21 protein-coding genes and 1 pseudogene are annotated in these 21157 nt (G+C 72.2%); 12 read left to right on the forward strand and 10 right to left on the reverse strand.

All coding sequences use genetic code 11. The features are described 5' to 3' along the window. Both OUY22_RS05115 and OUY22_RS05120 read left to right on the forward strand, forming a co-directional pair. Window positions 1-703 (forward strand): annotated as a pseudogene (locus OUY22_RS05115) (glycosyltransferase family 2 protein); the annotation flags it as partial. Next, window positions 700-2004, forward strand: a complete 1305-nt coding sequence (locus tag OUY22_RS05120; protein ID WP_270153579.1) for a DUF5719 family protein — start codon at window positions 700-702, stop codon at window positions 2002-2004. The pseudogene OUY22_RS05115 and the gene OUY22_RS05120, both read left to right, overlap by 4 nt. A 44-nt stretch (window positions 2005-2048) precedes the next feature. On the opposite strand, the gene OUY22_RS05125 is transcribed toward OUY22_RS05120, so the two are convergent. Further along, entirely contained in the window at window positions 2049-2489 is a 441-nt protein-coding gene (locus tag OUY22_RS05125; RefSeq protein ID WP_270153580.1) for a metallopeptidase family protein, read from the reverse strand. A gap of 148 nt (window positions 2490-2637) precedes the next feature. On the opposite strand from OUY22_RS05125, the gene OUY22_RS05130 reads away from it, so the two are divergent. The 5 genes from OUY22_RS05130 to OUY22_RS05150 are packed head-to-tail and all read left to right on the forward strand — an operon-like array spanning window position 2638 to window position 6636. Next, complete coding sequence (locus OUY22_RS05130) at window positions 2638-3006, forward strand: DUF3499 domain-containing protein (protein WP_270153581.1); 369 nt, start codon at window positions 2638-2640, stop codon at window positions 3004-3006. Window positions 3007-3047: 41 nt separating this feature from the next. Continuing rightward, window positions 3048-4391: a phosphomannomutase/phosphoglucomutase gene (locus OUY22_RS05135; protein WP_270153582.1), complete on the forward strand. Its 1344-nt coding sequence runs from the start codon at window positions 3048-3050 to the stop codon at window positions 4389-4391. Further along, window positions 4388-4561 carry a Trm112 family protein gene (locus OUY22_RS05140; RefSeq protein ID WP_270153583.1) on the forward strand — a complete coding sequence of 58 codons (174 nt, stop codon included), beginning with the start codon at window positions 4388-4390 and terminating at the stop codon, window positions 4559-4561. The genes OUY22_RS05135 and OUY22_RS05140 overlap by 4 nt, the downstream gene beginning before the upstream one ends. After that, complete coding sequence (locus tag OUY22_RS05145) at window positions 4558-5664, forward strand: SIS domain-containing protein (RefSeq protein WP_270153584.1); 1107 nt, start codon at window positions 4558-4560, stop codon at window positions 5662-5664. Before OUY22_RS05140 ends, OUY22_RS05145 begins: the two co-directional genes overlap by 4 nt. A 45-nt stretch (window positions 5665-5709) precedes the next feature. Then, complete coding sequence (locus OUY22_RS05150) at window positions 5710-6636, forward strand: cation diffusion facilitator family transporter (protein WP_270153585.1); 927 nt, start codon at window positions 5710-5712, stop codon at window positions 6634-6636. Window positions 6637-6640: 4 nt separating this feature from the next. On the opposite strand, the gene OUY22_RS05155 is transcribed toward OUY22_RS05150, so the two are convergent. Beyond that, a complete protein-coding gene (locus OUY22_RS05155; protein ID WP_270153586.1) occupies window positions 6641-7111 on the reverse strand; it encodes a GerMN domain-containing protein in 471 nt (156 codons plus the stop codon). Continuing rightward, complete coding sequence (locus OUY22_RS05160) at window positions 7108-7467, reverse strand: MerR family transcriptional regulator (RefSeq protein WP_270153587.1); 360 nt, start codon at window positions 7465-7467, stop codon at window positions 7108-7110. Before OUY22_RS05160 ends, OUY22_RS05155 begins: the two co-directional genes overlap by 4 nt. A 102-nt stretch (window positions 7468-7569) precedes the next feature. Here OUY22_RS05160 and ahcY point away from each other — a divergent pair, with 102 nt between their 5' ends. Continuing rightward, on the forward strand, window positions 7570-8997 hold the full coding sequence (gene ahcY, locus OUY22_RS05165; RefSeq protein WP_270153588.1) for an adenosylhomocysteinase: 1428 nt from the start codon (window positions 7570-7572) through the stop codon (window positions 8995-8997). A 67-nt stretch (window positions 8998-9064) separates the two neighbouring features. Continuing rightward, window positions 9065-10300 (forward strand): adenosylhomocysteinase, encoded by a 1236-nt coding sequence (locus tag OUY22_RS05170; protein ID WP_270153590.1) that lies wholly within the window; start codon window positions 9065-9067, stop codon window positions 10298-10300. Here OUY22_RS05170 and OUY22_RS05175 read toward each other — a convergent pair. After that, window positions 10297-10929 carry a DUF305 domain-containing protein gene (locus OUY22_RS05175; protein WP_270153591.1) on the reverse strand — a complete coding sequence of 211 codons (633 nt, stop codon included), beginning with the start codon at window positions 10927-10929 and terminating at the stop codon, window positions 10297-10299. The two genes, OUY22_RS05170 and OUY22_RS05175, sit on opposite strands and share 4 nt — an antisense overlap. A 165-nt stretch (window positions 10930-11094) precedes the next feature. On the opposite strand from OUY22_RS05175, the gene OUY22_RS05180 reads away from it, so the two are divergent. Then, the gene (locus OUY22_RS05180) at window positions 11095-12489 is read left to right on the forward strand and encodes an LVIVD repeat-containing protein (RefSeq protein WP_408638112.1); all 1395 of its coding nucleotides are present in this window, start codon (window positions 11095-11097) and stop codon (window positions 12487-12489) included. Between the two features lie 78 nt (window positions 12490-12567). Next, complete coding sequence (locus tag OUY22_RS05185; protein WP_270153592.1) at window positions 12568-13968, forward strand: LVIVD repeat-containing protein; 1401 nt, start codon at window positions 12568-12570, stop codon at window positions 13966-13968. A gap of 62 nt (window positions 13969-14030) precedes the next feature. Here the strand turns inward: OUY22_RS05185 and OUY22_RS05190 are convergent, their stop codons facing one another. Next, window positions 14031-14948 carry an RDD family protein gene (locus OUY22_RS05190; RefSeq protein ID WP_270153593.1) on the reverse strand — a complete coding sequence of 306 codons (918 nt, stop codon included), beginning with the start codon at window positions 14946-14948 and terminating at the stop codon, window positions 14031-14033. 52 nt (window positions 14949-15000) lie between these two features. Between OUY22_RS05190 and OUY22_RS05195 the strand changes: the two genes are divergently transcribed. Then, on the forward strand, window positions 15001-15993 hold the full coding sequence (locus tag OUY22_RS05195) for a stage II sporulation protein M (RefSeq protein WP_270153594.1): 993 nt from the start codon (window positions 15001-15003) through the stop codon (window positions 15991-15993). Here the strand turns inward: OUY22_RS05195 and OUY22_RS05200 are convergent. From OUY22_RS05200 to OUY22_RS05220, 5 genes are read right to left on the reverse strand one after another with little or no spacing between them, the layout of a single operon-like run. Continuing rightward, complete coding sequence (locus OUY22_RS05200) at window positions 15990-17354, reverse strand: DUF58 domain-containing protein (protein WP_270153595.1); 1365 nt, start codon at window positions 17352-17354, stop codon at window positions 15990-15992. The two genes, OUY22_RS05195 and OUY22_RS05200, sit on opposite strands and share 4 nt — an antisense overlap. A 10-nt stretch (window positions 17355-17364) precedes the next feature. After that, complete coding sequence (locus tag OUY22_RS05205; RefSeq protein ID WP_270153596.1) at window positions 17365-18345, reverse strand: AAA family ATPase; 981 nt, start codon at window positions 18343-18345, stop codon at window positions 17365-17367. Next, window positions 18335-19510 carry a DUF4350 domain-containing protein gene (locus OUY22_RS05210; RefSeq protein ID WP_270153597.1) on the reverse strand — a complete coding sequence of 392 codons (1176 nt, stop codon included), beginning with the start codon at window positions 19508-19510 and terminating at the stop codon, window positions 18335-18337. The genes OUY22_RS05205 and OUY22_RS05210 overlap by 11 nt, the downstream gene beginning before the upstream one ends. Further along, entirely contained in the window at window positions 19507-20121 is a 615-nt protein-coding gene (locus OUY22_RS05215) for a DUF4129 domain-containing protein (protein WP_270153598.1), read from the reverse strand. The genes OUY22_RS05210 and OUY22_RS05215 overlap by 4 nt, the downstream gene beginning before the upstream one ends. Beyond that, window positions 20118-21134, reverse strand: coding sequence for a glycerophosphoryl diester phosphodiesterase membrane domain-containing protein (locus OUY22_RS05220; RefSeq protein ID WP_270153599.1), 1017 nt, complete (start codon window positions 21132-21134; stop codon window positions 20118-20120). Before OUY22_RS05220 ends, OUY22_RS05215 begins: the two co-directional genes overlap by 4 nt. Between the last annotated feature and the right edge of the window lie 23 nt (window positions 21135-21157).

A 21157-nucleotide genomic window follows, 5' to 3' on the forward strand; every position in this document is an offset into this window, starting at 1 on the left:
GTGGGCGGCGGGCGGGCCGCGCCGGATGGCGGCGGGGCTGGTGGCGGCCGTGGCGTTCGGCGCTCCGCTGCTGGCCGCGGGCCACTGGGTGGTGCACGGGGTACGCGGGCCGCTCCGGTCGGACGTTCCCGACCCGCTCCCCGCGTTGGCCGCCCTCCACTCGCGCGGCGGCGAGCAGACCCTGCTCATCAGGGGACCGGAGTTCACCGTGCTGCGCGGCCGGGCCCCGCTGATCGGCGAGGCGGAGGCGCCGGTCACGTCCGAGGCCCGGGCCCGCGTCCGCACCGCCGCCGAGGGTCTCGTCGGCGGGCGCGGCGGCACCGACGCGGCGACGCTGGCCCAGCACGGCGTGGCCATGGTCGCGGTCGCGCCTCCGGTGCCGCCGCCGCTGGCCGAGACGCTGGACTCCCAGCCCTCGCTGCAGCGGATGAGCCTGTCCGAGGCGGGCGGCCTGTGGCGGGTGGCCGAACCGGTCACCCCGGTCCCGCCGTCGTCCGCCCACTTCCTGCACACTCCCTGGCTGTGGGCCCAGGGAGCCATGGTGGTGGCCGTCGTGGTGCTGGCCGCCCCGGGCAGACGGGAACCCGACGAGGACGCCGAACCCGTCCCGGCCCTGCCGGAGCCGTCCGAGGAAGGCGGTCACGCGGCGGGGGGCCGGTTGGTCGCGGCGGGTGGCCGGCGGCGTGGGGCGGGTGGGTCGTGAGGAGGTTCGCGGCGAGCCGGTTCGGCCTGGGCGTGCTGGTGGTGGCGGCGCTCGTCGCCCTGTACGGGGTCGCGTACGTGACGAGGCCCGCTCCGCGGCCGCCGGTCGAGGCGCAGCCGAGGAAGGTGCCGGTGGAGGCGGCGACGGCGACGTGCCCCGCCGCCCGCGGCGAGAAGGTCAGCGTCTACCTGCCCGGCACGCTGTCGCGGGAGCCGATGAACGAGGCGGGCCCGTACACCGTGAACGGCCCCGGCGGCCTGGAGGCCGGGTACATCACGCGGACGACCTCCGGCGCCGGGCGCGGGCTCGCCGGGCTGCGGTGCGCCGAGCCCGCGGCCGAGAGCTGGCTCGTCGGTCCGGGCCCCGCCCGCGGCCGTGTCACGCTGCACCTGGTCAACGCCGACAAGGCGCCGGCCTTCGCCGACGTCGAGGTGTACGCCGCCGAAGGGCAGGTTTCCGGGGACGAGGGGCTCGGGATGGAGATCGCGCCCGGCGAGCACCGCCGGATCGACCTCCGCACGCTGGCCGCCGCCGCCGACGTGATGGCGGTCAGCGTGACGACGTTCACCGGGAGGCTGGCGGTCTCGGCCCGTGCCGAGCTGGAGACCGGCGGCGTCGACTGGCTGCCGACGGCCGCCGCCCCCGCCACCGAGGTCGTGGTGCCGGCCGTCCCCGGCGGCGGCGGGCGACGCGAGCTCCTGGTCGCCGCGCCCGGCGAGACCGACGCCACGGTGCGGATCAAGGCCGTGACGGAGGGGGCCGCGTACGCCATGCGCGGCCGTGAGTCCATCGACGTGCCGGCGGGCAGCGTGCTGCCGCTGGACGTGACCACCGGCATCGGCGGCGAGTCGGCCGCCCTGGTGCTCACCTCGACGGCGCCGGTGGTGGCGGGTGTCGTGATCACCGGTACGGGCCGGCAGCCGGACGTGGCGTTCACCGCGGGCACTCCCGCTCTCGACCTGGGCAGCGCGGTGGCGGCCAACGGGGCGGGGTCCCGGCTCGTGCTGACGGCGCCGGACGGCGCGGGGAAGGTGCGGGTCCAGGTGGTGCCGGAGGGCGGCGAGCCGAGGGCGGCGGTGGAGGTGGCGGTCCCGGCGGGGCGGACCAGGGACGTGCGGCTGGCGGGCGAGGGCGCGTACGCGGTGCTGGTCACGCCGGTGTCGGGCCGGGTGTACGGAGGGCGGGTGGTGGAGGAGCGGCTCAGGACCGGAGTCCTCATCACGGCTCAGCCGTTGGCGCCGGCCAGGCTCTGGACCGTGCTCCGCCCGCTCACGGACACCTCGCGCGCGGTCCTTCCCTGACCGGTTCCCCTAGCCGGGCGCGCCGGTGCGGGGGCCGCCGGGCGTCAGCGGCGCTCGTCGTAGCCGGGGTCGACGGTGTCGGGGGAGAGGCCGAGGAGGGAGGCCACCTGCTCGACCACCGTGTCGTGCACGAGGGCGCCGAGCGTGTCGCGGTCGCGGGCGCGGGCCTCCAGGGGGCGCCGGTAGAGGACGATGGAGGCGGGGGACTGGCCGCGGGCGGAGGCGGCGCGGCCGAGCGGGATCGGGCCGGCGCCGAAACCGGGCCCGTCGCCCAGCTCGCTGAGTGGCGGCACCTCCTCCACCGCGAACTCCACCGCGGACAACTGCCTGCCCCACTTCGGCCGGAGCCGGTCGACGGCGTCGAGCACCAGGTCGTCGAAGCGCTCGCTGCGCGCCCTGGCCATGGGGACGTAGGAAGGGGCGATCGGGCCGCGCAGGCCGCGCCCGTGCCTGTCGCGCCGTCGGGGACCGCGCTTGCTCGTCACACGGCAAGTCTACGGGTGACCGGCGAAGAACACCGGCATCGGTGCATGTAGGTGGATAGCCTGCGACAGGTGTCCGAATTGTGGCGACACGCTCTTTAAGAGCGCTCAGATAGTGGCGTCCCGCCCCCTTACCAGATACGGTCCCTCCGTGAGCCCCGTCCGCCGCTGTTCCCGCACCGCCTGCAGTCAGCCTGCCGTCTTCACGCTCACGTACGTTTACGCCGATTCGACCGCAGTTCTGGGCCCCTTGGCGACGTACGCCGAGCCGCACTGTTATGACCTGTGCGCCGAACATGCCGAGCGGCTCACCGCGCCCAGGGGCTGGGAGGTCGTGCGCCTGCCCACGGACGGCGCCGCCCCGAGCACCGACGATCTGGAGGCGCTGGCCAACGCGGTCAGGGAGGCCGCGAGGCCGAGCGGGCCCGGCGCGGGGGAGCCCGTGGGCCAGGGCGTGGAGGTCGGCCGACGGGGGCATCTGCGCGTTCTCAGGTCGGCCCAGCAGCACCGCGACCGGTAGGCTCGGCTCTGGCCGGAGTCACGACCTAAGGGCGGAGCTGGATGGGCGACCTCGCCAAGATCTTCAAGGCGTACGACGTGCGTGGCCTGGTGCCCGACGAGCTCGACGAGCCGGCGGCCGAGGCGGTGGGGGCCGCTTTCGTCGAGGTGACCGGGGCCCGGTCGGCGGTCGTGGCCCACGACATGCGCGATTCGTCGCCGGTGCTGGCCGACGCGTTCATCCGGGGGGCCCGTTCGCGCGGCGCCGATGTGGTGCACGCCGGGCTGGGCTCGACCGACCTGCTCTACTTCGCCAGCGGCACGCTCGGCCTGCCGGGCGTGATGTTCACCGCCAGCCACAACCCCGCCCAGTACAACGGGATGAAGATGTGCCGCGCGGGCGCGGTGCCGATCGGCGGCGACACCGGCCTGACCGAGATCCGCGACCGGGCGGCCGAGCTGATCGGCGTCACGGGCACGCCCACCGGCTCGCTGATCGAGAAGGACCTGCTGCCGGCCTACGCCGACTACCTGCGCTCGCTCGTCGACCTGTCCGCCATCAGGCGGCTGAAGGTCGTGGTCGACGCCGGCAACGGCATGGGCGGCCACACCGTGCCGGCGGTCCTCGACGGGCTGCCGATCGACCTCACCCCTCTCTACTTCGAGCTCGACGGCTCGTTCCCCAACCACGACGCCAACCCGCTGGAGCCGGCCAACCTGGTCGACGTGCGGCGGGCCGTGGTGGCGGAGGGCGCCGACCTCGGCCTGGCCTTCGACGGCGACGCCGACCGGTGCTGGGTGATCGACGAGCGCGGCGAGTCGGTCTCGCCGTCCGCGATCACCGCCCTGGTGGCGGTCCGCGAGCTGGCCAAGAACCCCGGGGCGACGATCATCCACAACCTGATCACCTCGCTGGGCGTGCCGGAGATCGTCCGCGAGCACGGCGGCGACCCGGTCCGCACCCGCGTCGGCCACTCCTTCATCAAGGCCGAGATGGCCCGCACCGGCGCCGTCTTCGGCGGCGAGCACTCCGCTCATTACTACTTCCGCGACTTCTGGTTCGCCGACTCCGGCATGCTGGCCGCGCTCCACGTGCTGGCGGCGCTCGGCGAGCAGTCCGACCCGTTGTCGCGGGTGGTGTCCGCCTACTCCCGTTACCACGCCTCGGGCGAGGTCAACAGCACGGTCGCCGATCACGAGGCGGCCGTGCGCCGGGTGCGTGCGGCGTTCGCCGACAGGGGCGCGTTCGACGAGCTCGACGGGCTCACCGTGACCGGCGACGGCTGGTGGTTCAACCTGCGCGCGTCCAACACCGAGCCGCTGCTCAGGCTCAACGCCGAAGCGGCCGACGAGACCACGATGGCGGCGGTCCGGGACGAGGTTCTCGACCTGCTGAGAGAGGTATGACCGTGAAGATCGACGACTGGCTGCTGGAGATCCTGGCGTGCCCGGCCTGCAAAGCGGCCCTGCGGGTGGAGGGCGAGAGCGCGGAGCTGGCCTGCACCGGCTGCGGCCTGATCTACCCCGTCCGTGACGACATCCCCGTCCTGCTCGTCGACGAGGCCAGGAAGCCGTGACCTGGGAGCCCGAGAGGCTCGACGATCAGCATCATCTGACCGAGTGCGACCCGGGAGGCATGCTCCGCGCGGTCGCCGGCTCCGCCGCCCAGGTCCGCACCGGTCACCGCGTCGCGGTCGAGTCGGGCGTCGACCGGCTCGTCGCCGACGTGCGGCCCCGGGCCGTCGTGGTCGTGGGCATGGGCGGCTCCGCCCTCGCCGGCGACCTCCTGGCCGCGGTGTGCGGGCAGGGCGCTCCGATCCCCGTGGTCACGGTCCGCTCCTACCAGCTGCCCGGCTGGGTGGGGGCGACCGACCTGGTGATCGCCGTCTCCTGGTCGGGCGAGACCGGCGAGACGATCTCCATGGCGACCGAGGCGGTGCGGCGCGGCTGCACCCTCCTCGCGGTGGGCCCCGCCGGCTCGGCGCTGGAGGCGGTGGCGGTGCAGTCGTCCTCGGTGTACGTGCCGATCCCGACCGAGGGCCGGCCCCGGGCCGACCTGTGGCTCGTGACCACCCCGCTGGTGGTGGCCGCCTCCGCGCTGGGCCTGGTGCGGACCGAGCCGACGGTCTACGAGCGGGTGGCCAGGGTGCTGGAGGAGGTCGCGCACCGCTGCCGGCCGTCGAGCGACTCGTTCCTCAACCCCGGCAAGACCCTCGCGATGGACCTGGCCGAGACCGTGCCGATGATCTGGGGCTCGTCCCCGCTGGCCGCCGCGGCGGCGGCCCGTTTCGCCGCCCGGCTCAACGAGGACGCCAAATACCCCGCCCTGTTCGGCGAGCTGCCCGAGGCCGGCCACAATCAGGTGGCGGTGTTCGACGGGCCGCTGGCCGAGCGCGACATCTTCGCCGACACCGCCACCCGCACGCTGCGGCTGGTGCTGCTGCGCGACCTCGACGAGCACCCCCGGGTGACCAGTGCCAGGGAGGCCGTCGTACGGCTGGCGCAGGACCGCGACGTGCTCGTCACCGAGCTGGCGGCCGACGGCGACCACCCGCTGGAGCGGCTCGCCTCCCTCATCGGGCCGGCCGATTTCGCGACCACGTACCTCGCGCTGGGCTACGGCCTGGACCCGACTCCGGTGGGTCCCATCACCGAGTTGCGTGCCCGGGTCACCCACTAAGATCCGTCCAGACTTGAAAAGGGTTCGTACGACGGGAGACGACCGGTGAGCGCGAGCGGCGGAACCAAGGCGATCTTGGCGGCTCTGGCCGCCAACCTGTCCATTGCGGTGGCGAAGTTCGTGGCGGCGGCCTTCACGGGGTCGTCGTCGATGCTGGCCGAGGGCATCCACTCGGTCGCCGACTCCGGCAACCAGGCACTGCTGCTGCTGGGCGGCAGGAAAGCGAAACGGGCCAGCACCCGCGAGCACCCGTTCGGCTACGGGCGGGAGCGCTATTTCTACGCGTTCGTGGTGGCCGTGGTGCTGTTCGCGATCGGCGCGCTGTTCTCGCTGTACGAGGGCTACCACAAGCTGACCCACGCCGAGCCGCTCAGCTCGCCCCAGTGGGCGTTCGGCGTCCTGATCTTCGCGATCATCGCCGAGATCTTCTCGTTCCGCACGGCCATCAAGGAGGCCAACGCGGTCCGCGGCGACCAGAGCTGGATGGCGTTCATCCGCCGGTCCAAGTCGCCCGAGCTGCCCGTCATCCTGCTGGAGGACCTCGGGGCGCTGCTCGGCCTGGTCTTCGCGCTGTTCGGCGTGACGATGGCCGTGGTGACGGGCAACCCCGTCTGGGACGCCGTCGGCACGCTGATGATCGGTTTCCTGCTCGCCGTCATCTCGGTGGTGCTGGCCGTGGAGACCAAGTCGCTGCTGCTCGGCGAGAGCGCCGCCCCCGAGATGGAGTCCCGCATCCGCGCCGCGCTGGACGCCACGCCGCAGGTCGACCGCGTCATCCACATGAAGACGCTGCACATCGGCCCGGAGGAGCTGCTGGTGGCCGCGAAGATCGCGGTGACCCGTTCCGACACCGCTCCGGAGATCGCCGCGGGCATCGACGAGGCGGAGCGGCGCATCCGCGAGGCCGTGCCGATCGCCCGCGTGATCTACCTGGAGCCGGACCTCGACCGGGAGGCGGTCGGCAGGGTCTGACCGGTCACTCGCGCCCGGTCAGGCACGACGTGCCCGACTCGGTCTGGTCGAACAGGCAGCGGCCGTCCTTGGCCAGCGTCACCACCCTCTTGACCGTGGGGAACTGCTTGAGCGTCCTGTCGATCGTACGGAGCGCGCGGGCGTCGGAGCCGACACCGGCGCCCCAGACCGTCCGGCAGAAGCGGAGCGTGGCGGTGCCCTTGCGGATCTTGAGGGAGAAGTCGGCGCCGCAGTCGGACCGGCCGCGGAGCTTGCCGGTCAGCTCGGAGTGCAGGCCCCGGCGCCGTTCGGCGGCGGTGGGGCCCTTGATGAGCTGCTCGACGGCGAACCGGGCGACGCCGGCGTGCGGGGAGGTACGGGTGACCGGCACGACCTTGCCGGGCACGCCGTGCCCTTGGGAGAAGTAGACCTTCACGTTCACGGTGGTCTGCGCGGGGGTGACGGCCAGCATGGCGGCCAGCAGCAGCTCCTTCATGCCCTGTTCGACGTATCCCCGGCGGGCCGGGTTCGCAACAGGCGCAACGCCTTCTCCTTCTCGAAGTCCAGCGCCCGGCGCGGCACCTGGATGCGGCCGATGCGCACGCCCAGCTCGCGCACGGCCGCGGCGACGCCAGGATCGCTCAGCGCGCGCAGCGCGAACGCCAGCTCGGCGGGGGAGACGTCGAACCGTTTCTCCAGCTCCACCGCCTGGGCCACGGCGGCCAGCTCCTCGGGGCCGAAGCGGCGGTGCGCGCCCCGCTCGCGCACGGGCGGCAGCAGCCCCAGGGAATCCCGGTATCGGAGCATCCGGGGTGACATGTCGAGCCGCTTGGCCGCTTCCGTGATACGCATTCTTACATTCTTACGTCAACTTCGGGGTCCTCGGGGTGCCACCTCGCCTGAGGGCCGCCTAGACTCGTCGGCGACCACACGATGACGCGAGGGGTAAAGCAGATGGACTTCAAGGTCGCCGACCTGTCACTGGCCGAGTTCGGCCGCAAGGAGATCCGGCTGGCCGAGCACGAGATGCCCGGCCTCATGGCGATCCGCAAGGAGTACGCGGCCTCCCAGCCCCTCCGCGGCGCGAAGATCATGGGCTCGCTCCACATGACCATCCAGACCGCCGTCCTCATCGAGACGCTGGTCGCGCTCGGCGCCGAGGTGCGCTGGGTGAGCTGCAACATCTTCTCCACGCAGGACCACGCCGCCGCCGCGGTGGTCGTCGGCCCCGACGGCACGCCCGAGGACCCCAAGGGCGTCCCCGTGTTCGCCTGGAAGGGCGAGACGCTGGAGGAATACTGGTGGTGCACCGAGCAGGCGCTCGCCTGGCCCGGCGCCGACGGCCCCAACATGATCCTCGACGACGGCGGCGACGCCACGCTCCTGGTCCACAAGGGCGCCGAGTACGAGAAGGCGGGCTTCGTCCCCGAGGCCACCGGTGACGACCCCGAGGAGTGGCACGTCATCATCGACCTGCTCAAGCGCACGGTCACCGACGAGAAGCGGTGGAGCCGGATCGCCGAGGGCATCAAGGGCGTCACCGAGGAGACGACCACCGGCGTGCACCGCCTGTACGAGATGCACAAGAACGGCCAGCTGCTGTTCCCGGCGATCAACGTCAACGACTCGGTCACCAAGTCCAAGTTCGACAACAAGTACGGCTGCCGCCACTCCGTCATCGACGGCCTCAACCGCGCCACCGACGTGCTCATCGGCGGCAAGGTGGCCGTGGTGTGCGGCTACGGCGACGTCGGCAAGGGCTGCGCCGACGCGCTGCGCGGCCAGGGCGCCCGGGTCATCGTCACCGAGATCGACCCGATCTGCGCGCTCCAGGCGGCGATGGACGGCTTCCAGGTCACCACGCTGGAGGACGTCGTCGGCATCGCCGACATCTTCGTCACCACCACCGGCAACTTCAACATCATCCGGGCCGACCACATGGCCCAGATGAAGCACCAGGCGATCGTGTCCAACATCGGCCACTTCGACAACGAGATCGACATGGCCGGCCTGGCCAAGACCCCCGGCATCGAGCGGCGCACCATCAAGCCGCAGGTCGACGAGTGGGTGTTCCCCGACGGTCACTCCATCCTCGTGCTCGCCGAGGGCCGCCTGATGAACCTCGGCTGCGCCACCGGCCACCCGTCGTTCGTCATGTCCAACTCCTTCACCAACCAGGTGATCGCGCAGATCGAGCTGTTCACCAAGACGGCCGACTACCCGATCGGCGTCTACACGCTGCCCAAGCACCTCGACGAGAAGGTCGCCCGGCTGCACCTCGACGCCCTCGGCGTAAAGCTCACCCAGCTGACCAAGGAGCAGGCGGCCTACATCGGCGTCCACGTCGAGGGCCCGTACAAGTCCGACCACTACCGCTACTGATCTCCCGCGTGTTCGACGCTCCGGAGGGGTGGGCGCCCCTCCGGAGCCTTGGTGTCTGAGAGCTTGCATGGAACTGTGGGAGAGCGGGGAGCGGCACATCTCGTGGGCGGCCCGGTCGATGCCGGTGCTGACCGCGCTGGGGGGGAGGTTCGCCGCGGAACGGCCGCTCGACGGGCTGCGCGTGGCCGCGTGCCTGCACGTCACGGCGGAGACCGCGGTGCTCATGGGGGCGCTCAAGGCGGGCGGCGCCGAGATCGCGCTGGCCGCCTCCAACCCGCTGTCGACCCAGGACGACGTGGCCGAGGCACTGCGCGGCTACGGGATGGCCGTGCACGCCAGGGCGGGCGTCGACCGGGCCACCTACTACCGTCATATCCACCAGGCCCTCGACGTCCGGCCCGACCTGGTGCTCGACGACGGCTGCGACCTGGTCAACATCCTCCACACCGAGCGGACCGACCTGCTCGACGGGGTGTCCGGAGGGTGTGAGGAGACCACGACCGGCATCATCAGGCTCCGTCAGATGGCCGCTGAGGGGGCGCTGCGCTTCCCCGTGGTGGCGGTCAACGACACCCGGACCAAGCGGATGTTCGACAACCGCTACGGCACCGGCCAGTCGACCTTCGACGGCATCATGCGGGCCACCAACACCATGCTGGCCGGGCGCACGGTCGTGGTCGCCGGGTTCGGCTACTGCGGGCGCGGGGTGGCCGAGCGGGCCAGGGGACTGGGCGCCCGGGTGATCGTTACGGAGATCGACGCGGTCAAGGCCCTCGACGCGACCCTCCAGGGGTACGAGGTGCGCACGATGGAGCGGGCCGCCCCGGTGGGCGACCTGTTCATCACCGTCACCGGCAACCGCGACGTGATCACCGCCGAGCACGCCGCGGCCATGAAGGACGGGGCGATCCTGGCCAACGCCGGCCACTTCGACGTGGAGATCGACGTGCGGGCGCTGGACGAGCTGGCCGGCGAGGTGCGCCGCGGGGTCCGCCCCAACACCGACGAGTACGTGCTGCCCGACGGCCGCAGCCTGCTGCTGCTGGCCGAGGGCCGCGTGGTCAATCTCACGGCCGCGGAGGGCCATCCGGCGGCGGTGATGGACATGTCGTTCTCCGCGCAGGCGCTCGCCGTCGCCTGGCTCGCCCGCGAGCGGACGGGGCTGGAGCCGGGCGTGTACGACGTGCCGGAGGAGATCGACCAGGAGGTGGCCGGGCTCAAGCTGGCGGCCGCCGGCATCGGCATCGACGCGCTCACCGGCGACCAGGAGGCCTATCTCCGCTCCTGGCGCAGCGGCTCCTAGCCTGCCTGCATCTCGCGCATCCGCCGGATCTCGGAGAGCTGGGTGACGCCCACGTCGTTGGCCAGCTCCTCGATGCGCAGGTGGGAGCCGTTCTTCAGCACCTCGGTGGACATCTCGATGGCGCCCTCGTGGTGCTTGATCATCAGCTTCAGGAACAGCTGGTCGAACGCCTGGCCCGAGGCCGCCTTCAGCTGTTCCATCTCCTCGGGCGTGGCCATGCCGGCCATGCCCTCGTGCGCGCCGTGATGGTCGGGCAGCCGCTGGCCCTGCTGCTGCAGCCAGGTCCGCATCCACTGGATCTCCGGCCCCTGACTGTCCTTGATCCGCGACGCCAGGCTCTTGAGCTTGGCCGACTCGGCCCGGCTCGGCGCCAGGATGGCCATGTCGAGCGCCTGCTGATGGTGGACGATCATGTCCTGCACGTAGGCGATGTCGGCCGCGTTCGCGGTGGCCTGGGGGACGGCGCTGACGGCCTCGTCCGGAGCGAGGGTCCTGGCCTCCTCACCGGGCTTGCCCGGGGCGATGACGGGAGCGGTGGAGTCGGCGCGCGGCGCCGGGGTCTCGGACGTGCAGCCGGACATGGTGGTCACCGTGAGGGCGGCGGTGACGATGACGAGCGCGAGGCGCACTCAGCCTCCTGAAGTTCTGGTACGAACGTCGCATTCTAGGAGAAATGGGTGATCGTTTACAGAGAGCACAGTGCTCGAACATTTGACATTCTGAAAGCTGGTCGTGGGAGGTCATGAAGAGTGAAGATTTGACCACTTATATGCTGTTTATAGGAGGATCTCTCCGTGCACTCCCCCCGCAGGTTCCTTGTCCTCGCGGGTGCCGCCATCGCGCTGGCGATGGCAGGTCTCCCCGCGCATGCTGCGGACATCCCGGCTCCCGGCGAGATCGTCAAGAGCCCGAACATCACGCATGTCACCACCGTGCCCAAGCCCGAGGCCCTCGCCGACATCAACACGGACATGGCCTTCCAGGGTGACTACGCCTACGTAGGCAACTACTACGGCTTCTCGATCTACGACATCAAGAACCCGAAGAAGACCAAGGTCGTCAGCTCCGTGGTCTGCCCCGGCGGCCAGATGGACATCAGCGTCTACGGCGACCTCGTCTTCGGGTCCGTCGACAGCTCCCGCAACGACGACTCGTGCAACAGCACCGGCCAGAGCGCGGCCGTGAAGGAGTCCTGGGAGGGCATGCGGATCTTCGACGTCCGCGACAAGCGCAACCCGCGCTACATCAAGTCCGTCGAGACCAACTGCGGCTCCCACACCCACACGCTCGTCCCGGACCGCAAGGGCAAGAACGTCTACATCTACGTCTCCTCGTACGGCCCGAACGACGCCTTCCCCGACTGCAAGACGCCGCACGACCTGATCTCGATCATCAAGGTGCCGGTGAAGGACCCGGGCTCGGCGACGGTCATCGCCACGCCGAACCTGTTCCCCGACGGCGGCTTCCCCGGCGTGCCGGGCGCGTACCCGAACGGCAAGTCGGCCACCACCGGCTGCCACGACATCACCGCCTACCCGGAGAAGGGCATCGCCGCGGGCGCCTGCATGGGTGAGGGCATCCTCATGGACATCAGCGACCCGGAGAACCCGAGGGTCACCGCGACCGTCCGTGACGAGGTCAACTTCGCCTTCTGGCACTCCGCGACCTTCAACAACGACGCCAGCCGGGTGATCTTCACCGACGAGCTCGGCGGCGGCACCAGGGCGACCTGCAACGAGGCCATCGGCCCGAACCGCGGCGCCAACGCCTACTACGACATCGGCGCCGACGGCCAGATGACCTTCCGCGGCTACTTCAAGATCCCGCGGCACCAGGACGCCACCGAGAACTGCGTGGCCCACAACGGCTCGCTGATCCCGGTCAAGGGCAAGGACATCATGGTCCAGGCCTGGTACCAGGGCGGCATCTCGGTCGTGGACTTCACCGACCCGGGCAACGCCCAGGAGATCGCCTTCTTCGAGCGCGGTCCCGACGCGCCGAACCCGCTCAGCGGCGGCCACTGGTCGGCCTACTACTACAACGGCCACATCTACGGCTCGGACTTCAACCTGGGGCTTGACGTCCTCAAGCTCAACGACCCGCGGACCAACAAGGCCAACGGCGTGAAGTTCGACATCCTCAACGCCCAGACCCAGGAGTCCTACCGGGACCACGGGCACAAGCACTGATCACCGACGGCGGCGGGTCCTCACCGAGGCCCCGCCGCCTTCGGCATGTGACACATGAGACCAAGGAGGCTCCCCTATATGTCCCGCACGCTCCGGGCGCTGCTCGCAGCCGGCGCCGGCCTCGCCCTCGGCCTGACGGCATTACCGGCCGCCGCCAGTGACATCCCGCCCGCGGACACGATCGTCACCAGCCCGAACGTGAGCCACGTGCTCAACATCCCCAAGCCGGCGCCTCTGGCCGGCACCATCAACACCGACATCGCCTTCCAGGGCGACTACGCCTACGTCGGCAACTACGGCGGCTTCTCGATCTACGACATCAAGAACCCCAAAAAGGCCAAGGTCGTCAGCTCGGTCGTCTGCCCCGGCAGCCAGATGGACGTCAGCGTCTACGGCGACCTGCTGTTCGCCGCCGTCGACAACTCCCGCAGCGACGACTCGTGCAACAGCACCGGGCAGAGCGCCGCGATCAAGGAGTCGTGGGAGGGCGTCCGGATCTTCGACATCCGGGACAAGCGCAACCCGCGCTACATCAAGTCGGTCGAGACCGACTGCGGTTCCCACACCCTGACGCTGGTGCCCGGCAGGGGCCTCGACAAGCTCAAGAACGTCTACGTCTACGTCTCCTCGTACCTGCCGGCGGCCAACCTGCCCGACTGCCAGCCGCCGCACGACAAGATCTCCATCATCAAGGTGCCGCTGCGCAACCCGACGCAGGCCCACGTGGCCGCCACGCCGGTCGTCTTCCCCGACGGCGGCAACGAGACCCAGCCGGGGCTGCTCGTGCCCACCACCGGCTGCCACGACATCACCGTCTACGCGGAGAAGGACATCGCGGCCGGCGCCTGCATGGGTGACGGCGTGCTGTTCGACATCCGTGACCGGGTCAACCCGAAGGTGACCGCCAGGGTCACCGACGACAACTTCGCGTTCTGGCACTCGGCGACCTTCACCAACGACGCCAAGACCGTGCTGTTCACCGACGAGCTCGGCGGCGGCGGCGCGGCCACCTGCAACGAGGCCGTCGGGCCGAACCGCGGCGCGAACGCCATCTACCGCATCCACCGCGGCGAACTCGTCTTCCAGAGCTACTTCAAGATCCCGAGGCACCAGGCCGACACCGAGAACTGCGTGGCGCACAACGGCTCGCTGATCCCGGTCAAGGGCAAGAACATCATGGTCCAGGCCTGGTACATGGGCGGCGTCTCGTTCCTCGACTTCACCGACCCGACCAACCCGCGCGAGTTCGGCTACTTCGAGCGCGGCCCGAAGGCCGACGGCAGCGGCGGCGGCGTCTGGTCGGCGTACTACTACAACGGGTACGTGTACGCGGCCGACTTCGACAACGGCCTGGACGTCATCCAGATCAACGACCCGCTGACCAACAAGGCCAAGGGCGTCAAGTCCGACATCCTCAACGTGCAGACCCAGCAGTCCTACCGCGAGTGGGGCTGGGGCCGCGACTACGCCAAGGACTGACCCTCCATCCCTCCGCGCCGGCTCCGGGAACCTTCCCGGGGCCGGCGCCCTTTCATGCCCCCCTACTGCGGAGGCGCGAAGCCGCCGCGCGTCTCCTGGGAGTGCGGGGGAGGCGGGGGAGGCGCCGCGACCGGCCGGCCCTGAGGAGGTGGAGGAGGCTGTGCCGGTTCGTACGGGGCCTGCGGAGGCTGTCCCGGCCCGTACTCGACCTGCGGGCCGTGGGGGGCAGGGGCGGCGTGGCGCATCAGCCTGGCCTGGTCGCGGCGGCGGCGCTCGGCCAGGACGGCGCTGAGGTAGGCGTGCGGCGGCACGCCCGCCGGCGCCGCGGGCGACACGAACGACGCCGTCTGGGTGGCGATCCGCACCCCCATCTCGTACTGGATCTGCGGCGACAGGTCATGCCGGCGGGTGAGGTACTGCCGGGCCGCCGCCGCCACCTCCTCCGGCAGCCGCGACAGCTCCAGGGACGCCGCCCAGTGCGCGAGCTGCGGCGGCATCACGATGGCGTCGGCGCGGCTCCGCGGCACCCGCTCCGAGATCACGATCGTCCCGGCGAACAGGTCGCCCACCCGCTTGCCCTGCGGCGAGACGAGCGAGGAGATCAGCGCCGGCGCCCCGAAGAACGCCCAGATCTCCACCACCCCCGTCACCCCGCGGACCAGCGCCTGCCGGAACCGCTCAGGGCTCCCGTCGTCGCTCACCACGCGCAGCCCGAGGATCAGCTTGCCGAGGCTGCGCCCCCGCGTCAGCGACTCGACCGCCACCGGGTAGCCGACCAGGACGAGCACCGAGATCCCGATGGCCATGACCGTGAGCATCGACACGTCGGTGAAATCCGCGAACAGCCGCAGCGCGTAGAAGCCCACCGCCTGCAGCACCAGCTGAACGAGGACGTCGATGAGAAGGGCCACGGCGCGCGAGGGGAACTGCGCGACCCGTACCTCGAGGACGACGGCATCGCCGGTCACAACCTCTGACATAAGTGGAGCCTAACGGCAATGACCGTCCCCGTGAGCGGCCACAATGGTCTCCGTGGACATCGACGCGTTCGTCTCGGCCCACCGCCCGACCTGGGACCGGCTGGACCACCTCGTCAAGCATCGCGCCTCCTTGACGGGGGCCGAGGTGGACGAGCTCGTCGAGCTCTACCAGCGGGTGTCCACCCATCTGTCGATCGTCCGTTCCTCCTCCGCCGACGCGATGCTGGCCGGACGGCTGTCCGCGCTGGTCGCCAGGGCCCGCTCGGCCGTCACCGGCGCGCGCAGCCCCGCCTGGCGGGAGGTGGTGCGGTTCTTCACGGTCTCCTTCCCCGCGGTGGCCTACCGGACGCGCTGGTGGTGGCTGGCCACGTCGCTGGCGTTCGTGGCGGTGGCCTGGGCGGTCGGCGCCTGGGTCGCCGGCGACCCCCAGGTGCAGTCGGTGATCGCCACCGAGGAGGAGATCACCCAGCTGGTCGAGCACGACTTCGCCGACTACTACTCGGAGAACCCCGCGGCCTCCTTCGCCACCCACGTGTGGGTCAACAACGCGTGGGTGTCGTTCCAGGTCCTCGCGTACGCCGCCGTGCTCGGCCTGCCGATCCCCTACGTCCTGTGGCAGAACGCCGCCAACGTCGGCGTCTCCGGCGGTCTCATGGCCTCCAGGGACAAGCTCGACATCTTCTTCGGCCTCATCACCCCGCACGGACTGCTGGAGCTCACCGGCGTGTTCCTGGCCGCGGCCGCCGGCATGCGGCTCGGCTGGGCCGTCATCGCGCCCGGCACGCGCCGGCGCGTCGAGGCCCTCGCCGAAGAGGGCCGGGCGGTCATGGCGGTCGGGCTCGGCCTCATCGTGGTGCTGTTCCTGTCGGGGCTGATCGAGGGGTTCGTCACCCCGTCCGGGCTGCCCACCGCGGCCCGCGTCGGCATCGGGGTGTTCGCCGAGGTGGTCTTCCTCGTGTACGTGATCGTGCTCGGACGCCGCGCGACCCGCGACGGGCAGACCGGCGACCTGGAGGACGCCCCCGACGTCGCCCCGAGCGTCTAGAGCCGCCCGGCCGCCTTCAGGGCCAGGTAGTGGTCGGCCAGCGCGGGCGCGAGGTCGTCGGGCGGCGCGTCGACCACCTCGACGCCGTGGCGGCGCAGCCTGGCCGTGATCCGCCTGCGTTCCAGCCGGGCGTGCTCGGCCGCCGCCGCGTCGTACACCTCCTCGGCCGTGCCGCGCCCGGCCGCCATCGCCGCCACCCGCGGGTCCGACACGCCGGCCACCAGCACCAGGTGACGTGCGGAGAGCTGCGGCAGCACCGGCATCAGGCCCTCGTCCATCGCGGCCGCGTTCAGGTCGGTGAGGAGCACGACCAGGCAGCGCCGCTTGGCGCGGGCCAGGATGGCCGCCACCATGCCCTGCGCGTCGGCCTCGACCAGCTCGGCCTCGATCGGCGCCATCGCGTTGACCAGCGACGACAGCAGCTCCGTGCGGGAGGCGCCGCTCAGCCAGGTGCGCACCGACCGGTCGTAGGCCAGGAGGTCCACCCGGTCGCCGGCCCTGGCGGCGAGCGCGGCCAGCAGCAGGGCCGCGTCCATCGACCAGTCCAGCCTCGGCCAGCCGGGCTCGGGACGCGCCGGCTGCCCGGCCGGGCCCTTCGGGACCGCCCCGGCCAGCGGGATCGGTGCCGCGCCGACCCGGCCCGCCGAGGTGCGGCCGGTGTCGAGCACGATCAGCACCCGCCGGTCGCGCTCCGGCCGCCAGGTGCGGACCACCACGTCGTGCCGGCGCGCGGTGGCGCGCCAGTCGATCGAGCGCACGTCGTCGCCGGCCACGTACTCGCGCAGCGAGTCGAACTCGGTGCCCTGCCCGCGCACCAGCGCGGGATGCCGGCCGTCCAGCTCGCGCAGCCTGGCCAGCCGGGCGGGCAGGTGCTTGCGCGACAGGAACGGCGGCAGCACCCGCACCGTCCACGGGGAGCGGTGACCGCCCTGGCGGGCGGCCAGCCCCAGCGGCCCGAGCGAGCGCACGGCCACCGCCACGGACTCGCGGTCGCCGCGCCTGGTCGGGGTGAGCGTCACCACCACCTTGCGGCGCTCGCCGGCCGGCACGTCCAGTGGCGCCTCACGCGGCGCCGCCCCGGCCGACGGCTGCCAGGCGTCGCGCAGCACGCCGCGCACCCGCCTGCCGCCGGGGTTCTCGACCGTCAGCTCCACCGTCGTGCTCTCACCGAGCCGCACCAGCCGCTCACCCGACCGATGGAAGCGCAGCGGCCGCACCGCGCCCGCGAGGGTCAGGTCCACGAGGATCCCGGCGGCCAGCAGCAGGCACACCCCGGCCAGCGCGGGGCCGGGCTGGGGCGCGAACAGCACCACCACGATCCCGAGCGCCGCGACCAGCCCGGCGCGTCCCGTCAGAGCCATCGGCGGGCCGTCACCGCGGGACCGGGACCGAGGCGAGGATGCCGTCGAGCAGGCCGTCGGCGGTCGCGCCCTCCAGCTCCGCCTCCGGCCGCAGCTGGACGCGGTGCCGGAGCGCGGGCCTGGCCAGCGCCTTCACGTCGTCGGGCGTCACGTAGGCGCGGCCCGACAGCCACGCCCACGCGCGCGAGGCCGCCAGCAGCGCGGTCGCCCCGCGCGGTGAGACGCCGAGCTGGAGCGACGGCGAGTTCCGGGTGGCGCGGGCGACGTCCACGATGTAGCCGAGCACCTCGGGGGCGACGTGCACCCGCGCCACCGCCTCGCGGCCCGCCGCCAGGTCGGCGGCCGTCGCCACCGGCTTGATGTGCGACAGGTCGCGCGGGTCGAAGCCGGACGCGTGCCGCTCCAGCACCGCGATCTCCTCCTCGCGCGGCGGCAGCGGCACCGTCAGCTTCACCAGGAACCGGTCCAGCTGGGCCTCGGGGAGCTGGTAGGTGCCCTCGTACTCGACGGGGTTCTGCGTGGCGCACACCACGAACGGGTCGGGCAACGGCCTGGCCGCGCCCTCCACGCTGACCTGCCGCTCCTCCATCGCCTCCAGCAGCGCCGCCTGTGTCTTCGGCGGGGTCCGGTTGATCTCGTCGGCGAGCAGCAGGTTCGTGAACACCGGGCCCTCGCGGAACTCGAACTCCGCGGTCCTGGCGTCGTAGATGAGCGAGCCGGTCACGTCACCCGGCATCAGGTCGGGGGTGAACTGCAGCCGCTTGGAATCCAGCGCCAGCGCCGCGGCGAGGGTACGCACCAGCAGTGTCTTGGCCACGCCCGGCACGCCCTCCAGCAGCACGTGGCCCCGGCACAGCAGGGCGATGACCAGCCCGGTCACCACCGCGTCCTGTCCGACCACGGCCTTGGACACCTCGGCACGGAGTGCGCCCAGCGCCTCCCTGGCCGCGTCCGCGGGGGCCGCCACCCCGGCGTAATGCTCAGAGCTCACTGACCTTCCTTTCGATGTGGTCAACGTATCCGGCCAGGGCGACCAGCCCTTCGTCGTTCTCCGGCGGCGGGCCGTACAGCGCGTCGCCCACCTGCCGGGGGTCCTCGTCGGTGCCGGCGGCGATCGCCGCGACCACTTCGTGGCCGTTCGCGCCCCGTCCCAGCCCGAGCCGGGGGATCAGCCGGTCGAGCGCGCCGGCCCGCAGCGCTCCCGCGGCCCTTTCCCTGGCCTTCCTGGCGCGGTAGAGCCTGCCGCGGCCCTCCACGGTCTCGGCGGCACGCACCACGACCGGCAGCCGTTCCACCACGACCGGCCCGAGCCGCCTGCCCCGCCAGAACGCCACCAGCACGACCGCCACGCCCGCCATGAGCAGCGACCAGCCGATGCCCGGCGGCATCAGGTCGTATATCGACCGGCCCTCTTCCCCCGCCAGGTCGCCGGGGGACGGGTTCTCGGGGCGCACCAGCCAGGTGACGGGTTTGCCGGTGTCGAGCAGGTTGATGGCCAGCGCGGCGTTGCCGTCCTCGTCCAGGCGCAGGTTCGTCATGAAGGAGCCGCTGCCGACGACCGTGGTGGTGCCCGTCGGGGCGGCGTGGGTGACCAGCGTCCAGCCCTCGCGCGACGGGTAGCAGCCGGTGCCGCCCGGGGGGACCTCGAACGCGACCCCGCCGATGAACGCGCTGCCGGCGGCGGCCGCGGCCGGCAGCGCGCATTCGGGCGCGCGCGAGCGCTCCCGCGCGACCTCCGGCGCCGGCTCGACACCGGGCGCGAGCTGCTTCAGGTCGAACGCTCCGACGAGCAGCCGGTCACCGGGGAGGTCCGTCAGGTCGTCCGTGGCGAGGTACAGGGTGTCGGAGGCGAACAGGAGCCGGTCGCCGCCCAGCGCCCTGGCCTTCTCCACGGAGTCGACCCGGTCCACCGTGACGCCTCTGGCCCGCAGCAGCTCGGCCAGGGCCTTGGAGCCGCGCAGCGAGGTGTCGTCGGGATCGAGGAAGCGCTCCTGGCGCGGGTCGGGGCCGAGCAGCGTCGTGATCGCGGCGATCGCCACGACGATCAGGCCGAGCAGCGCGATGAGCCGGCCGCCCCGCCACATCGACCTCAGGGTCGGCGACGTCGGCGCCGACGCGCTCCCGCCCGCCGGCGGCGCCTGGTGCGGCGTGGTCATGAGGCGGCGCCCAGGGCGGCCGGGCGGGCGGCCGCGAGCCGGGTGTCCAGCGTGGTCATGGACTCGTAGGCGGCGGGGGTGCCGGGGACGCCGCCGTACGTGACGTCGTCGAAGGAGCGGGCCGCGGCCGTCAGGTCGGCGGCGAAGGCCGGGAGCGCCAGGCCGCCCTCGGCGGCGAGCTCGTCGGCGGTGCGGCCCGGCATCCCGTCGACCAGGGCGCGTTCCTCCAGGTCACGGGCGATGGCCCGCATCCGCTCCTGGACGGCCTCGGTCCAGCGGCTCTCGGCGGCGAACCGCTCGGCCGCCTCCCGGTGTTCGGCCGCCGTCAGCCGCCGCACGTCGAACAGTTCGCCGGACCCGGCCCGCCGCCGGCCGGAGCGGCGGATCTGCCGGGCGACCAGCAGGGCGGTGCCCACGAGCAGCAGCAGGATGACGATCGCCGCCAGGACGCCGCCCGCGGCCCCGCCGCCGGCGGTCATGTCCAGCAGGTCGCCGACGAACTGGTCGAGGTGGCGCGTCAACCGGTCGAACAGCGGCTCCTGCGCGTACTGGGGTTTGAGGAGTTCGCGCGCCGCGCCCCAGGCGGCGTCCTCCCTGTCGATCGGGCTCACGACCGGGCGGAGTGGGACGGGTGCCACAGCTCGTCGGCCGAGGTGGGCACCCAGCCCTGTCGCTGCTGCTCGATGGCCGCCGTCTGAAGGACGAGGTCGAAGGCCTCGGACCGCATGCGGCGGTCCGCGTACAGGAGCCCGGAGACGCCCGCCTCCAGCGGGTAGGTGAGCATGGCGCCGAGCATGCCGGCGATGGCGACCAGGACGGAGCTGATCACGACCGTTCCCACCGACCCCTCACCCAGGATGCCGATGAGGGACCCGGCGATGGTGAACGGCAGCTGCAGGACGGTCGTGATCAGCCCGACGATGAGCATGGTGAGCACCAGGATGCCCAGGACGCGCCAGAACTGGCCGGTCACCAGGCTCCACGAGCGGCGCATCGCGTCGATCGGCCCCCTGCCCTCCAGCACCACGGCGGCCGGCGCGAAGGCGAAGCGCGCACGGAAGAACAGCACGTACGCGAGAGACAACAGGAACATCAGCAGGAACACCACGATGGTCGCCCCGGCCGAGACGCCCGCCGTGATGGCGACCGCGAGCACCGCGACCGTCACGGCCGCCGGGACCAGCATGATGAGACCCTGCAGCGCGACCACGCCGAACAGGGCGGGCAGCCTGCTCTTGGTCGTCCGCCACGCCTCCTGGGCGGTGATCCTGCCGCCGAACACGGCCCGGCCGAGGATGCGCGTCAGCACCCCGGTCAGCACGGTCACCGCGACGAAGCTGATCGCCGCCGAGACGAGCGAGCCGGCGAGCTGGGCCACGAGCGAGCCGGAGGTGAGGGCCGGGTCCCCCGCGCCGAAGGCGGTGGACTCGTCCAGGTACGGGGTCATGGTCCCGAACACGAAGCCCTGCCCGACGGCCACCGGGATGGCGACGAGCAGGGCCGCGACCGCCGACAGGCCGAGCACGGCCTTCGGGTTGGAGCGGATCAGCTTGATCGTGCCGTCGTAGATGTCGCCCAGGCCGAGCGGCCGCAGGGGGATGATGCCGGGCCGCAGCGCGGGCATATAGGGCAGATGCCCTGGGGGCG

Origin of the sequence: Nonomuraea corallina, from assembly GCF_027620315.1 — a bacterium.
GTDB lineage: Bacteria > Actinomycetota > Actinomycetes > Streptosporangiales > Streptosporangiaceae > Nonomuraea > Nonomuraea corallina.